The sequence below is a fragment of the Jiangella asiatica genome, assembly GCF_004349065.1.
In the GTDB taxonomy this organism is placed as follows: Bacteria; Actinomycetota; Actinomycetes; order Jiangellales; family Jiangellaceae; genus Jiangella; species Jiangella asiatica.
Genome location: NZ_SMKZ01000015.1, coordinates 122,092 through 135,500, shown reverse-complemented (window position 1 = coordinate 135,500; position 13,409 = coordinate 122,092). Strand labels below are relative to the sequence as shown.

General features: G+C 65.3%; 10 protein-coding genes. 8 read left to right on the top strand and 2 right to left on the bottom strand.

The genetic code is table 11. The features are described 5' to 3' along the window. Nucleotides 1-16: 16 nt before the first annotated feature. The gene (locus E1269_RS12790; RefSeq protein WP_131894993.1) at nucleotides 17-1,363 is read right to left on the bottom strand and encodes an MATE family efflux transporter; all 1,347 of its coding nucleotides are present in this window, start codon (nucleotides 1,361-1,363) and stop codon (nucleotides 17-19) included. Nucleotides 1,364-1,593: 230 nt separating this feature from the next. Between E1269_RS12790 and dnaB the strand changes: the two genes are divergently transcribed. Beyond that, the gene (gene dnaB, locus E1269_RS12785; protein ID WP_203433454.1) at nucleotides 1,594-3,111 is read left to right on the top strand and encodes a replicative DNA helicase; all 1,518 of its coding nucleotides are present in this window, start codon (nucleotides 1,594-1,596) and stop codon (nucleotides 3,109-3,111) included. A gap of 451 nt (nucleotides 3,112-3,562) precedes the next feature. Then, nucleotides 3,563-3,826: a TIGR02391 family protein gene (locus E1269_RS12780; RefSeq protein ID WP_131894992.1), complete on the top strand. Its 264-nt coding sequence runs from the start codon at nucleotides 3,563-3,565 to the stop codon at nucleotides 3,824-3,826. A 12-nt stretch (nucleotides 3,827-3,838) separates the two neighbouring features. Here E1269_RS12780 and E1269_RS12775 read toward each other — a convergent pair whose 3' ends face one another. Beyond that, nucleotides 3,839-5,020 carry a sialidase family protein gene (locus tag E1269_RS12775; protein ID WP_131894991.1) on the bottom strand — a complete coding sequence of 394 codons (1,182 nt, stop codon included), beginning with the start codon at nucleotides 5,018-5,020 and terminating at the stop codon, nucleotides 3,839-3,841. A 563-nt stretch (nucleotides 5,021-5,583) separates the two neighbouring features. On the opposite strand from E1269_RS12775, the gene E1269_RS12770 reads away from it, so the two are divergent. The 6 genes from E1269_RS12770 to E1269_RS12745 all read left to right on the top strand — a co-directional run bounded on the left by E1269_RS12770 (nucleotide 5,584) and on the right by E1269_RS12745 (nucleotide 13,358). Next, nucleotides 5,584-7,227, top strand: a complete 1,644-nt coding sequence (locus E1269_RS12770) for an ABC transporter permease (RefSeq protein ID WP_131894990.1) — start codon at nucleotides 5,584-5,586, stop codon at nucleotides 7,225-7,227. 83 nt (nucleotides 7,228-7,310) lie between these two features. Beyond that, nucleotides 7,311-8,372, top strand: a complete 1,062-nt coding sequence (locus tag E1269_RS12765; RefSeq protein WP_131894989.1) for an ABC transporter substrate-binding protein — start codon at nucleotides 7,311-7,313, stop codon at nucleotides 8,370-8,372. A 74-nt stretch (nucleotides 8,373-8,446) separates the two neighbouring features. Continuing rightward, nucleotides 8,447-10,579 (top strand): acetate--CoA ligase family protein, encoded by a 2,133-nt coding sequence (locus E1269_RS12760; RefSeq protein ID WP_131894988.1) that lies wholly within the window; start codon nucleotides 8,447-8,449, stop codon nucleotides 10,577-10,579. Nucleotides 10,580-10,584: 5 nt separating this feature from the next. Beyond that, a complete protein-coding gene (locus tag E1269_RS12755) occupies nucleotides 10,585-11,745 on the top strand; it encodes a thiolase C-terminal domain-containing protein (protein ID WP_131894987.1) in 1,161 nt (386 codons plus the stop codon). Further along, nucleotides 11,732-12,172 (top strand): Zn-ribbon domain-containing OB-fold protein, encoded by a 441-nt coding sequence (locus E1269_RS12750; RefSeq protein WP_162606382.1) that lies wholly within the window; start codon nucleotides 11,732-11,734, stop codon nucleotides 12,170-12,172. The genes E1269_RS12755 and E1269_RS12750 overlap by 14 nt, the downstream gene beginning before the upstream one ends. 10 nt (nucleotides 12,173-12,182) lie before the next feature. Further along, nucleotides 12,183-13,358, top strand: coding sequence for an ABC transporter ATP-binding protein (locus E1269_RS12745; protein WP_131894985.1), 1,176 nt, complete (start codon nucleotides 12,183-12,185; stop codon nucleotides 13,356-13,358). Nucleotides 13,359-13,409 lie beyond the last annotated feature (51 nt).

Sequence of the window (13,409 nt, the reverse complement as noted above, 5' to 3'; positions counted from 1 at the left end):
GGGGAGGTGGGCGCGCTCAGCGGATGGCGCCGGTGACCATCCAGGTGTCCTGCCGCTCCCGTAGTGCCAAGGTGACCAGCCGCACCACCATCCAGACGCCGATGGCCGCCCACAGCGCCGCGATGCCGGTGGTCCCGGTCAGGTCGGCGACGGCGACGACCCACGCCGCCGGCAGGAATGCCGCGACCGAGGCCACGGACGCCCATGCGAGGTAGCGCCCGTCGCCGGCGCCGATGAGCACCCCGTCGAGCACGAACACCCAGCCGGCGATCGGCTGCAGCAGCGCCGCGACGACGAGGGCCGCGAAGAGCAGGCGGCGCACGTCCGGGTCGGAGGTGAACAGCTGCGCGTAGACCGAGCCGATTGCCAGCACCAGCACGGCCAGGGCGAACCCGGCCAGCACGCCCCATTGCACCATCCGCCGGGTGATCGACCGGGCGCCGGCGACGTCACCGGCGCCGAGCGCGCGGCCCACCAGCGCCTGGGCGGCGATCGCGACGGCGTCGAGGATCAGCGCGAGCAGCGTCCAGGTGGTGAAGGCGACCTGGTGGGCGGCCAGCTCGGCGGTGCCGAGGCCCGCCGCCACGGCGGTCATGACGATCAGCGCAACGCGCATCGCCCCCGTGCGCACGATCAGCGGGACGCCGGCGCCGAACGCCTGGCCCACGCCCGGCAGGTGCGGCCGGATGGATACGCCGTCGCGCCGCGCGGCCCGGGCCACCACCCGCACGAACACAGCCGCCATGGCGGTCTGCGCGATCACCGTGCCTAGCGCCGAGCCGCCGATGCCGAGGTCGAGCCCGTAGACCAGCACCAGGTTGAGCACGACGTTGGCGACGGCGCCGGAGGCGGCGACGTAGAGCGGTGTGCGGGTGTCCTGCAGGCCGCGGAGCACGCCGGTGGCCGCCAGCACCAGCAGCATCGACGGGATGCCGATGAGGCTGATGCGCAGGTACGTCTCGGCGTGGTCGGCGACGTCGGCGTCCGGGCCGAACAGCGATACCACCCATGGCGTCAGCGGCCAGCCGACGGCGAGCGTCCCGGCACCGACGAGGACGGCGAGCCAGCAGCCATCGATACCCGCGCGCAAGGCACCGGCGGTGTCGCCGGCGCCGAGCATCCTGGCCACGGCCGCCGTCGTGCCGTAGGCGAGGAAGATCGAGAGGTTGACGAGGGTGCCGAGAACGGTCGAGGCGATGCCGAGGCCGGCCAGCTCCGGAGTGCCGAGGTGACCGATGATGGCGGAGTCGGTGAGCAGGAACAGCGGCTCGGCGACCAGCGCGCCGAGCGCGGGCAGCGCCAGCCGCAGGATCTCGCCGTCGGCGTCGTGACGGCGGAACGGACCGCGCGGGCGTGGAGACATGGCAGCACCGACGGTAGGTGTTACCCCTGACATCGAGGCATGGTCGTCTCGTTATCTGAGATATTGCGCTGTGGATTCGCGTCCACAGCCAGTGGACGAGCGGTTTCGGTTGTGACCTGCGCGAACGCCGTCGCTGCCGGAAACCGCCGGCCGCGTCGTCAACAGGCTTGTCCACAGCTGGGGATGATCGTTTCACCGCCCACCTCGCGCGTGACCACAGCCGTCCACACATGATCCACAAAGCCTGTGGACGGACGACTTGGCGGACCGGGTCGCCGGCCCGTAGGTTCGCGACAGCCGTCGGGGGGAGCGGCCGATGTCCAGGGGATTGTCGGTGCGGGCTGTTAGAACAGACGTATGGGTCAGCTGGTGCCGGAGGGGGTTCTGTGAGCGTCGCTGAGCTCCCCGACCGCCGCGACCAGGCACCGGCCGACTACGGTCGGACGCCGCCGCAGGACGTCGCGGCCGAGCAGTCGGTGCTGGGCGGCATGCTGCTGTCCAAGGACGCCATCGCCGACGTCGTCGAGGTGCTGCGCGGGCACGACTTCTACCGCCCTGCGCACGAGGCCGTCTACGAGGCCGTCATCGACCTCTACGGCCGCGGCGAGCCGGCCGATGCCGTCACCGTCGCCGCCCAGCTGCAGAAGACCGGCGAGCTCGGCCGGGTGGGCGGCGCGCCCTACCTGCACACCCTCGTCTCCTCCGTGCCGTCGGCGGCCAACGCCGGCTTCTACGCCGAGATCGTCCGCGAGCGGGCCATCCTGCGCCGCCTGGTCGAGGCCGGCACCCGCATCGTCCAGATGGGCTACACCCAGGACGGCGAGGCCGACGCCATCGTCGACCGCGCCCAGGCCGAGGTCTACGCCGTCACCGAGAAGCGCGCGTCCGAGGACTACCTGCCGCTCTCGGAGATCATGGAGGGCGCCCTCGACGAGATCGAGGCCATCGGCTCCCGCGGCGGGCAGATGGTGGGCGTGCCCACCGGCTTCGCCGACCTCGACGCCCTGACCAACGGCCTGCACCCCGGTCAGCTCGTGATCCTGGCCGCGCGACCCGCGGTGGGCAAGTCGACCCTCGGACTTGATCTTGCTCGTGCGGCCTCGATCAAGAACGGGCTCACGTCGGTCATCTACTCGCTGGAGATGAGCCGCAACGAGATCACCATGCGGTTGCTCTCGGCCGAGGCGAAGGTGCCGCTGCACCACATGCGCTCCGGCCAGATGACCGACGACGACTGGAACCGAATCGCCCGCAGCACCGGCGAGGTGTCCAGCGCTCCGCTGTTCATCGACGACTCGCCGAACATGACCATGATGGAGATCCGGGCCAAGTGCCGGCGGCTGAAGCAGCGCAACGACCTCCGCCTGGTCATCATCGACTACCTGCAGCTCATGAGCAGCGGCAAGCGTGTCGAGAGCCGGCAGCAGGAGGTCGCCGAGTTCTCCCGTGCGTTGAAGCTCCTGGCCAAGGAGCTCGAGGTCCCGGTCATCGCGATGAGCCAGCTGAACCGTGGCCCCGAGCAGCGTCAGGACAAGAAGCCGATGCTTTCTGACCTGCGTGAATCGGGATCCATCGAACAAGATGCGGACATGGTGATCCTGCTGCACCGCGAGGACGCGTACGAGAAGGAGTCGCCGCGGGCCGGTGAGGCCGACTTCATCGTGGCCAAGCACCGCAACGGGCCGACGGCCACCATCACGGTGGCCTTCCAGGGCCACTACAGCCGCTTCGTCGACATGGCGCAGTAGCCGCTCTCGTCCGATGTCGAGATGGGGCGACCTTTGACAACCCCGACGGATTGTTCAGCACGTGACTTCATGTAGAGCGCTGCCATGAGCCAACCGCCCATCCTGTTCGACGATGCCGCGATCACCTGCGTGACAAGGGCGATCAGTGGGTCTTACTCCGGCTCGTGGCTGGCCCAGGTCCTCGCGGCGGCAAGGCCTCACGACGAGCTCGGCGAGGGTGCGACCACGTGGGCGCGTCTCTACAACGCCGTGGTGGTCCATCAGAACCAGCACCAGAACGAGAAGGCGACGGTAGTACTGGTGTCCGCGGCCATATTGCCGGCCCGTACGTCGATAGAAGCCTCACGGGCCGCGGTCGCCAGGGACGCGTTGAACTTGGCGTTGTCGTTGTCGGGGCTGACGATTCGACCCGACGGCAAGGTCGCGCGTGCGACGAGGGCACCGACCGACAATGAGGCCCCGACACGGGCGATGCGGCTTCGCGCAGTTGGCCGCCCGTGGCGTGCACCAGGCGGTGCACGACAAGGTTCGCGAATGGCTGCGAACCGACTACTACGACGCCGTGTTCGAATCGGTGAAGGCGCTCGGGCCGAGGCTGCGCTCGATGAAGAGCCTCGACCTGGGCGGATGGAGGCTCGTCGATGAGGCCTTGCTCGGGAAGTTGCCGCTACTGCTGGCCGAGGCCGCCGAGCAGCTGGCCGCCATCGGGTCCTGATGCGGAACGGGACTACTCCGGAGTGAACACGGACTGCGCAATATGGCGCACTCCGCCGTTCATCTGGATGGGATCGTCCTTCCGGTTGAAGTAGTAGATGGCCAGGCACCTGCCGGGATCCACCTCGAACACGCGGGGATAGCCCAGATCCCAGCTACCCCCGTCGTCGCGCAGGATCAGTTCTGAGCCCCAGGTACGCCCACCGTCGTCGCTGACTCGATAGCGAATGCCATACGGCGGCAACCGATAGCCGTACACGCAGACAATGCGCCCGTCGCTGAGCTCGCAGATATCACCGGGTGCGCCCCAATCGTTGACGCGTGAGAGGAACTGCCATGTGCGCCCACCGTCCATGCTCTCGAACAGCTCCGTCCACAACACGCTGGTCGGATCGCGCTGGCACCGTACCGTCGCGATCAAGCGGCCGCTGCGTAACGCCAGGGGCCGTGGGTAGAAGTAGCGGTGCGCTCCGAAGCGCGGAGAACCGGCCTTCTCGCTCACCGCTTGTCCGTCATCGCTGATCGGAGTCATAAACGAGAGAAAGTTCCAATGAACGCCGTCTGGGCTGGCGTAGACCAAGGGCCGGCGAGTCCACCCGTCCGGCGTCACGGACGTCAACGCGACCAGGCACATGCCATCGGCACGTACGACCGCTGATCCCTGGCCGGACAACGAGCTCAGCCCGGTCATCGGCAGGAGGATCGGGCGTCTCCAGGCCCGGCCGCCATCGGTGGAGATCCTGATCCACGGACGGGCATTCGGGACGAAGATCGCTGGCACCCCGCCGCTAGCCACCAAGACGTCCTCGTCCTGAAAATCGACCGGCCCTTCCGGGGAGTAATCCGCGGGCCCGCCACAAGTGATCTGATCGGGGCTCGTCGAGAGGTCGATGACCTCGTTCATGGTTTCCGGATCCCATGTCGAACCGTTGTCGGTTGACCGCAGTGAGACGACATTGCCACGCGCCACCATCAGGTTGTCGTGATGAATATCGTCGGCATTATTGTAGTTCACAGACGCGCGTCGAAACGACGCGAGCAGCGAGCTGTCACTGGTTTTCCACAGCCCGAAAAGGAACGGCATGCCGCAGAACTCATCGTCGTTCCGATACACGATGCTGTGCTCGACATCAATTGCCTTGCGCGGGCGTCTGAATCGCTCGATCACGGGCGTTCCTTTCACGTCGTCGTGCACCCATACGTCGCTATCACGCTGGCGACAGCACCTCTTTCGCACTCGCCGGCGACAGCCTGACGTTTATGACGCACGATCGCCTCGGTGGCCGGGTGTCTCGTGGGCCCGATAGTCGGGGCGGATTGTCACTTTGTCAAGAACCCACCATCGCGACTGGATGACGGAAACGACCTCGGATGGTAGCCCACCGCAGTCGTCGACTTTCGCGGTGCCGTCGCCGTAGACGGTGACCACGTGCAGGGCGCCGGGCGTGCTCAGTTGAGCGATCGAGATCGATCGGCGCGTGTCGGCCGACTGGCGGCCCTCGCCGAGCCGTCCGACGGATCGATGCAGGTGACAGCACTGTAACCGTGGGGGTTGACGGCAGGAACGGTTCCGTGCTGTACTTCCGGACAACGTTGTCTCCATGTTGGCGCGTGGTGCTCTCCAGACGTGCCTGATGGCAGGTGAACGTCCCGAGTCAGGGAAGGAGAACGGCCATTGTGTCCGAAGTGAAATCGCCCGACGTTGCCTTAACCCGATCCCTGAGGGGACGACTGGAATCACACCGATGGCCGGTCGTCGTGTTCGTCATCGTCGCCGGCTTCATCGCGTTTTCGGTTGTGGCGCCGAGTGTGGGAATCTTCGGCAACAGCTTCTTCGAGTCCGGGTCGGGACTCACCCTCCGTTGGTACCGAGAGACACTGACATCGCCGGGCGTATTGTCGGCGACGCTCAACACGGCGATGGTGGTCGTAGGGGCGACCACCATCGCGCTTGTCAGCGGCGTCGTGCTGGCGTGGCTGGTGTCCCGTACCGACATTCCGTTCGCCCGTGTGCTGACCATCGTGCCGGTGATGCCGCTATTCTTTCCGCCCGTTGTTGGCGCCGTGGCGTGGGTTCTGCTGTTGGCCCCCGAGGTCGGACTGATAAACGAATTTCTCCGCGCCGTCACCGGCGGCGCGGTCGGTCCGGTGAACATCTACAACGTGTGGGGTGTGACGTGGGTCGTCGGTATCTATATCACCCCATACGTCTACCTCATGATCGCCAACGCCTTCCAGCAATATGACGGCGCCTATGAGGAAGCAGCTCGTACGGCCGGCGTCTCGACGCTTACGGTACTGACCCGGATCACCATCCCGTTGCTGCGGCCGGCCATCATGGCCGGCGCGATGTTGGCGTTCATCACGGCCCTGGCCCAGTTCTCCATCCCCGCCATCATCGGAAAGACCGGCGACGTCGACGTCTACACGACGTTGATCTACGACATGCTGCGCAGCTACCCGCGACAGCTGGATTCGGCCGCCGTCCTGAGTTCCATCATGGTCATCGTCACCATGGGCGTCCTGTGGTACCAGCGTCGGCTGCTTCGACGCAGCTCTCGGTTCGTGACGATGAGCGGTAAGGGTCTACGCCGTACCCGGCTGTCGCTGGGCTCGTGGCGGTGGCCGCTGTTCGTGGGCATCGTCCTCTACGTGCTAATCACGGTCGTCCTTCCGGCCTTTGCGCTGTTGAACGTCTCGGTGCGGAGGCATTGGAGCGCAACGCTCAGCCTGGAGGGCGTCACACTTGACAATTTCACATGGCTGACGGACGGCTTCAACCTCGCGACGGAGTCGATGCTCAACAGCGGTCGCCTCAGCGTGATCGGAGCCACGATCGGGATGCTGCTGTCAGTACTGATCGCCTACACAGTGGTCCGCAGCCGGCTGAAGGGCCGCAGCGTGTTGGACTACCTGGCGACTTTCCCGTCGGCGGTTCCGGCCACCGTGCTCGGCGCGGGCTTGCTGATGATCTACCTGGGTCCGCCCATCGCACTGTACGGCAGCAACGTCCTTCTGCTGATTGCCTACGTGGCCCACTTCCTGCCGCAGGGCACCCGCACGGCCACGGCTGCGTTCCACCAGATCAGCCCGGAGATGGACGAGGCGTCGTACGTCTGCGGTGCGTCGTGGCCGACGACGTTCCGTCGCATTGCCGTGCCGCTGATCGGCCCCATCGTCGCAGGCGGCTGGTTGTTCCTGTTCGTCTTGATGTCTCGTGAACTGTCGGCGTCGGTGCTGATCGCCAGTCCGTCGACACCCGTGGTCTCGGTCGTGATCTTGGACCTCTGGGGCAACGGATCCGTGCCGCAATTGGCGGCGGTCAGCATGGTCGTTCTCGTGTTATCGGCGATTCTCACGATGGTGGTGCAGCGCGTGGGGAATCGCGGTGGTGCGCGATAGTCCGACCGGCCCGGTGAGGTTGGGCACAATTCAATTGTCCGGCCGGAAAGATTGACGAAAGTTCGGCTTCTAGGAGGTGTACGATGAAGTATCGCCTAGTGAAAGCGCGGCCACTTCGTCTATTGGTGGCAGCCGGTGTCGTCTCGGGCCTGGCGCTTACGGCGTGCGGAGGCGGCGACTCGACCAATGGCGTGCGTGCCGAAGTCCCAGACGATTGGGACGCGGTAGTGGAGGCAGCCAAAGAAGAGGGAACTGTTCAGCTGTACTTCTCGATCGGGCAGGATGTGATCGACAACCTTAGCGAAGGGTTCAAGTCGAAGTATCCCGAGATCGACGTTGAGGTATACCGATCCACCGGTGGATCCGCCACGCTCATCGAGCGGATGGAGAACGACATGGCCGCCGAATCCTGGGTCGCAGACGTTGTGGATCTGGCGGCACCGCTGTGGCTGGAAGACGCCCTCGACAGAGGAATCGTGGCGACCGACGTCGACGTGCCCCATGCCGAAGGGTGGGATCCGGAGTACTGGAAGGACGGCACCATGGTGCTGATGCCGACTGTGCTGTGCGTGGCCTACAACACCGACCTGGTCGATCCGGATGAAGTGCCCACGAGCTGGGAAGAGATGGCCGACAGCCGGTGGGCGGACCGGATGGCGATCTTTGAGCCGCGACCGGACACCGACTCACACACGAACCTGTATCAGCTGTATCTGGAAGAGTTCGGCGAGGACTTCATCACCGACATCACTGAGCTTGACCCGCGCGTCTGGGACAATGCGAACTCACTTGCTGAGAGCGTCGCAGCCGGGGAGTCCGCGATCGGCCCGGCCTTCACGCACAAGGCCGAGGATCTCAAGAAGAACGGTGCGCCGCTGGACTACGTCATTCTCGAGCCGGCGCCTACCTTTATGAACACGACCTTCGTCGCGAGTGATGCGCCACATCCGAACGCCGCGCGAGTGTTTCTCGACTATGCCCTGAGCGAAGACGGCCAGCGCGCTATCGCCGGTGAGGGGCGAGGCAACTCGTTACTGGATATTCCCGATGCCATCGAAAATCCGGAAGAGATGTACCTGCCAGACATTCACGAGACCGCTGAGAACTATGACCTGATCATGGATCTTCTCGGCCGCTCCGGTTAGGGAGGCAGTCGTGGATCCAATCGTCCCAGGCACTACGGCGGATATGCGCGAGGTCACAATAGGGAGCGTGCTCGATGAGTGATGGCGGAGGGCTGGTCGCGCCACGCAGTGTAGCGGTGGTCGGTGCGTCCGAGCTTGGCGGGACAAACTATTACGGTGCTCGCGTGATGCGCAACCTGGTCGACTCGGCCACCGATGTAGCGGTATACGCGGTGAACCCCCGGTACCACGGTCAGCAGGTCATGGGCGCAGACGCGTTCGGCACGTTATCGGATATTCCCGAACCACCGGAACTGGTCATCATCGCCATACCTGCCGCGGCGGTGGTGGACGTGCTCACCGAGGCGGGCGAGCTCGGCGTACAGACATGTGTGGTCTTGACACGAGAGTCTCGTGGCCCGAGTGCGCGCAAAGCGTTTGAGCGGGAGGTCCGAGACGTCGCACTCCGCTACTCCATGCGGGTGATCGGGCCCAACTCCATGGGTGTCTTCTGTGGCACGGCGATGGTCAACGGCAGCTTCGCCTCCGGAGCGCACGATGGTGGTCTGAAGCCGGGCTCACTGTCCATGGTCTCGCAGAGTGGGTCGGCGATCTCGTATCTCCTGCAACTGCTTCAGCGCACTCGAATCGGCTACAGCTGGCTCATCAGCACCGGCGACGAAGCGGTCTGTTCGCTTGAGGCACTGTTCGAGCAGGTCGTAGAGGATCCGGACACGCAGGTGATTCTGCTCGTCGTCGAAGGCGTGGCGGATGGCGAGCGGTTCCGCCGAGCGGCCCTACGGGCGCGAGTGCTGGGCAAGCCGGTCCTTTTGCTTCAGGTAGGCGTGTCCACCGTCGGCCGCGAGGCGGTACAGACCCATACCGGTCGGCTGGCCGGGGTAGAGAAGGCGTTCGAAGCGGTCGCGGAGGAAAGCGGAATCGTCCGGGTGCCGACCTTCGAGCGGCTCTACGACATCGCCACGTCGATGGTCGAGCAGGCGTTGCCGCGTAAGGACCACGAGCACGCCCGGCGCGCCATGGTAGCCACGACGTCTGGGGGAGCGGGCGCGTATACGGCAGACCACCTCAGCGCCCTCGGCTGGAGTCTTCCCCCGCTCTCGGAGGAGATCCAACAGGACATCGAATCGATCTCGGGCCAGAACGGACTCCAGAACCCGGTCGATGTTACCGGGACGTGGGCGCAACCGGAGATGCTGCCGGCGCTGCTCTTAGCGATGTCCAAAGACACCACGATCGACGCGGTGGTCATCGCCAGCGGTGCCGGCGGAACGCTCGCCCTCCCGGTCGCGGAAGCTCTGGCCGCGGTTCGCGAGGAGATTCCCCAGGAGCTGTATGTCGGCTGGGTCGGGATGAGTGCTGAAGTGGCCGCGGTACTTGGCAATGCGGGTATCAGCGCCTTTCCAGACCCGGCGCGAGCGGCCCATGCCGCGGAGGCAAGCGCACGATTCCGGCAAAACCAGCAGAACATCCAGCCGGCATCCAGCTTGATGGAGCTCCTTTCGGAGGGCACGTGTGCTCATGTCCGGACCGAAACCGGTCGGAACGGTCCGGGAACGACGTCGACCGCGGGCGAAATGCTGGTCTCCTTGGCAGCGGCCGGCGTGCCATGTGCTCCCGGTAGACTGTCCCGCGGCCTCGACCTGCAGGAGGTCGAAGATCTTGCGGACGAGGTCGGCTATCCGCTGGCCATCAAGCTGGATTCACCGGCGCTGAGCCACAAGACGGATAAGGGCGCTGTGGCGGTCGGGATCGCGGATGCCGACCAGCTGGAGGTCCAGCTCGCCCGGCTGGCGGATATCGCCAAGCACGACGGGCTGGACTCGCCACGGGTCCTGGTTCAGAGGATGGTCGACGGTATCGAAGTCCTCGTGGGACTGAAGCGGGATCCGGCCTTCGGGCTGCTGCTTGTCCTCGGGGTGGGTGGTGTCCGGGCGGAACTCTTTCCGGATGTGAACGCCGTCGTTCTTCCTACCACCGATGCCGGACTGGCGTCGATGGTCGGTTCTCACCCGATGCTAAATCGGCTACTGGCTGGCTATCGCGGCGCCGAGGCGGCCGACCGCGGTGCGCTCATCGAGGTGCTGCGGCGATTCGCCGAGTGGGGAACGGCCCATGGCGACCAGCTCCTGGCGGCTGAGGTGAATCCCGTCATGGTTAACGGCGCCGCAGCGGTGGCGGTCGACGCGCGCGCGGTCTGGGAGAGGTGACCGGTGTGAACAGCGAAACGGTGGCCTACATCCGGGGCGTGGGGAACACCAAGTACGTCAAGAAAGCAGAGCGCTCGGTGGAAGCGCTCGCCGTCGAGGCGATAGATGCTGCCGCGTCCGACGCGGGTATCCCGGTGTCCGAGATCGACGGGATCATCGTGTACCACGGACATATCGGGACCGACGAAGTGATCGCCCAGCTGGCATTGCCGGACGTCAAGCTGCGTGCCATTGTCGATATCGGTGGGGCGAGCGCCGTTGCCGCCCTTCAAATGGCGTCGTTGTACGTTCTCGGCGGTGTCGCAAGGAATGTAATTCTCGTGCGCGGTATCAAGGGGAACTCGGGCCCGCGCAAGGCCCAGAGGAAGTCGTTCCTTCCCTCGCAACAGTTCCGTACCCAGCTGGAGTACGTCGCCGGTTGCAACACGCCGTCGCAGCGGTACGCCCTCCTGTGCCGGCGCTATATGCACGAGCACGGTCTGACGCGGGAGCACCTGGCGGAGATAGCACTGGCCGCCCGGTGGCACGCCAACCTCAATCCGGATGCTCAGATGTACGAACGGACGCTGGAACTGGAGGAATATCTTTCGGGCCGAGTGATCGCCGACCCCTACCGGCTTTACGACTGCTGTCTGGAATCGGACGGAGCCTGCGCGGTCATCGTTTCGGCTCAACCAGGAGGTGACGATCAAAGACCGGCTGTTGCGATCCTCGCGACGGAAGAAGGCCACGCCGATCCGCCCGACGACATCAGCAACCGCGATCCGTTCTTGCATGTAGGACTCGAGAAGGCGGCGGCTCGGCTGTGGAACGCCGTTTCGCTGGGTCCCGACGATATGGATGCGGCAATGGTCTACGACTGCTTCACCTTTGAGGTCGCCCATCAGCTGGAGGCCGCCGGCTTCGCCACGCCCGACACCATCGGGCGTCTGATCCTCGAGGACGGCATCCGGTTGGGCGGGAAGCTACCGGTCAATACCCACGGTGGCCTGCTGTCGGAGGGGCACATGGTGGGCCTGAACCACATCGTGGAGGCTACTCGCCAGTTGCGGGGTGAATGCGGCCCACGGCAAGTACCGGGCGCGCGGCACATCGCCGTGACGGGCTGGGGAAACCTCGGCGATGGATCCATCACCATTCTCGGGAGGCACGATGGACCTGCGTGACGTGCCGGCGCCGGATCTCGATGATCCGCTTTTTCAGGGGTACTGGGCGGGCACTGCCAAGGGCAAGCTGATACTGCCTCGGTGCAGCGGTTGTGAACGCATGAACTGGCCGCCCCGGGCCATGTGCCCGCATTGCCGAAGCCTGAAATTCGAGTGGGAAGAGCATCGACCAAGCGGCACCCTGTTCAGCTGGACCGTTGTCGGTCGTGCCACTGCGCCCGGCTATCGAGAGGTGCCATACACGGTAGGCATCATCGCGCTGGATGACGCTCCGGTGCGGCTGATGGGCACGGTGGTGGGCGTCGAGCCCGACGATATCGCGATGGACATGCCGCTGTCCGCCCGCTTCACCAAGGCGGGCTCGTCTCTGGAGTTCACCGTCGTCCAGTGGGGTCCAGCGTTGAGCCGGCCCGTGTCATCAATCTAGGGAGCCTGATATGTCGGTAGTCCGCGTCGAAGGACTCAGCAAAGAGTTCGTCTCACACGGTGCCACCACCGTGGCGGTCGACAATCTGGACCTGACGCTCGAGCGCGGCGAATTCGTGTGTCTACTCGGGCCCAGCGGCTGTGGAAAGACCACCACACTGCGTGCCATCGCCGGTCTGGAGGCGCCGACCGGCGGCACGATCGATATCGCCGGCCAGATCGTCTACTCCTCGGAGGCCGGTACGTATGTTCCGCCCGAACGCCGTGGGCTGGGGATGGTGTTCCAATCGTACGCGGTATGGCCCCATATGACGGTTGCCGACAATGTCGGTTTTCCGCTCCGCCACGGCATCGGTAAACGAGACAAGGCGCGGCATGGCGAAATCGACGACCGGGTGGCACGCATACTTGAATTGATGGACTGTGCCCACCTTGCGCGTCGGTACCCGTCCGAGCTCAGTGGCGGACAGCAGCAGCGAGTCGCGCTGGCGCGCACCCTGGTCTACGAACCGGACCTTCTCCTCTTCGACGAACCACTCAGCAACCTTGATGCGAAGCTGCGGGAGCGGATGCGGCTCGAACTGCGAGAACTGCAACAGCGGCTCGGGTTCGCTGCGCTGTATGTGACGCATGACCGTGAAGAGGCGTTGTCGCTCTCCGATCGGATACTGGTGATGCGCGACGGAGTGGTGATTCAAGCGGGTACGCCCGAGGAGATCTACGAGCAGCCTACCGACGTGTTCGTCGCCGACTTCATCGGGCCGGTGAACCTGCTTCCCATTTCCGAGCTGCGCCGTTCCAGCGGTGGTGTCGTCGCCGTGACCGGAATTGGCGAGGTCATGTGCGCCGACTCATCGCTTCCGCAGCTCGGTGCCGTCGGCAGCGCGGGCGAGACGTCGGTACTCGTCCGTCCCGGGTCTCTGGTCGTCGATACCCACGGAGAGCCCGGCGCCAATTGCTGGGAAGCACGGGTCGAAGGTATGACATACCTCGGTGACCAGGTCATATACGCACTGCGGGTCGGCAGGGTCCGGTTGATCGCCACCGCTCCGACGCGGGGCCGGACACAGGGCGAGCGGGTCTTCGTGACCGCGCAGCCTGACGTGTGCCGCGTGGTCGCCGGCCGCTTGCCAGCGGATCGGAGCGCTTCGGTAGACGAAGCGGCCACCTTTGCGGTTCCAGCATGACGCCTCGTGCGCCGACACCACCGTCGCGCCGACACGTTCCGATGAACAAGG

Excerpts from the sequence above, each read along its gene's own strand:
- E1269_RS12790 (WP_131894993.1), bottom strand. The coding sequence starts at position 1,363 with ATGTCTCCACGCCCGCGCGGTCCGTTCCGCCGTCACGACGCCGACGGC.
- dnaB (WP_203433454.1), top strand. The coding sequence starts at position 1,594 with ATGATCCACAAAGCCTGTGGACGGACGACTTGGCGGACCGGGTCGCCG.
- E1269_RS12780 (WP_131894992.1), top strand. The coding sequence starts at position 3,563 with ATGAGGCCCCGACACGGGCGATGCGGCTTCGCGCAGTTGGCCGCCCGT.
- E1269_RS12765 (WP_131894989.1), top strand. The coding sequence starts at position 7,311 with ATGAAGTATCGCCTAGTGAAAGCGCGGCCACTTCGTCTATTGGTGGCA.
- E1269_RS12760 (WP_131894988.1), top strand. The coding sequence starts at position 8,447 with ATGAGTGATGGCGGAGGGCTGGTCGCGCCACGCAGTGTAGCGGTGGTC.
- E1269_RS12750 (WP_162606382.1), top strand. The coding sequence starts at position 11,732 with ATGGACCTGCGTGACGTGCCGGCGCCGGATCTCGATGATCCGCTTTTT.
- E1269_RS12745 (WP_131894985.1), top strand. The coding sequence starts at position 12,183 with ATGTCGGTAGTCCGCGTCGAAGGACTCAGCAAAGAGTTCGTCTCACAC.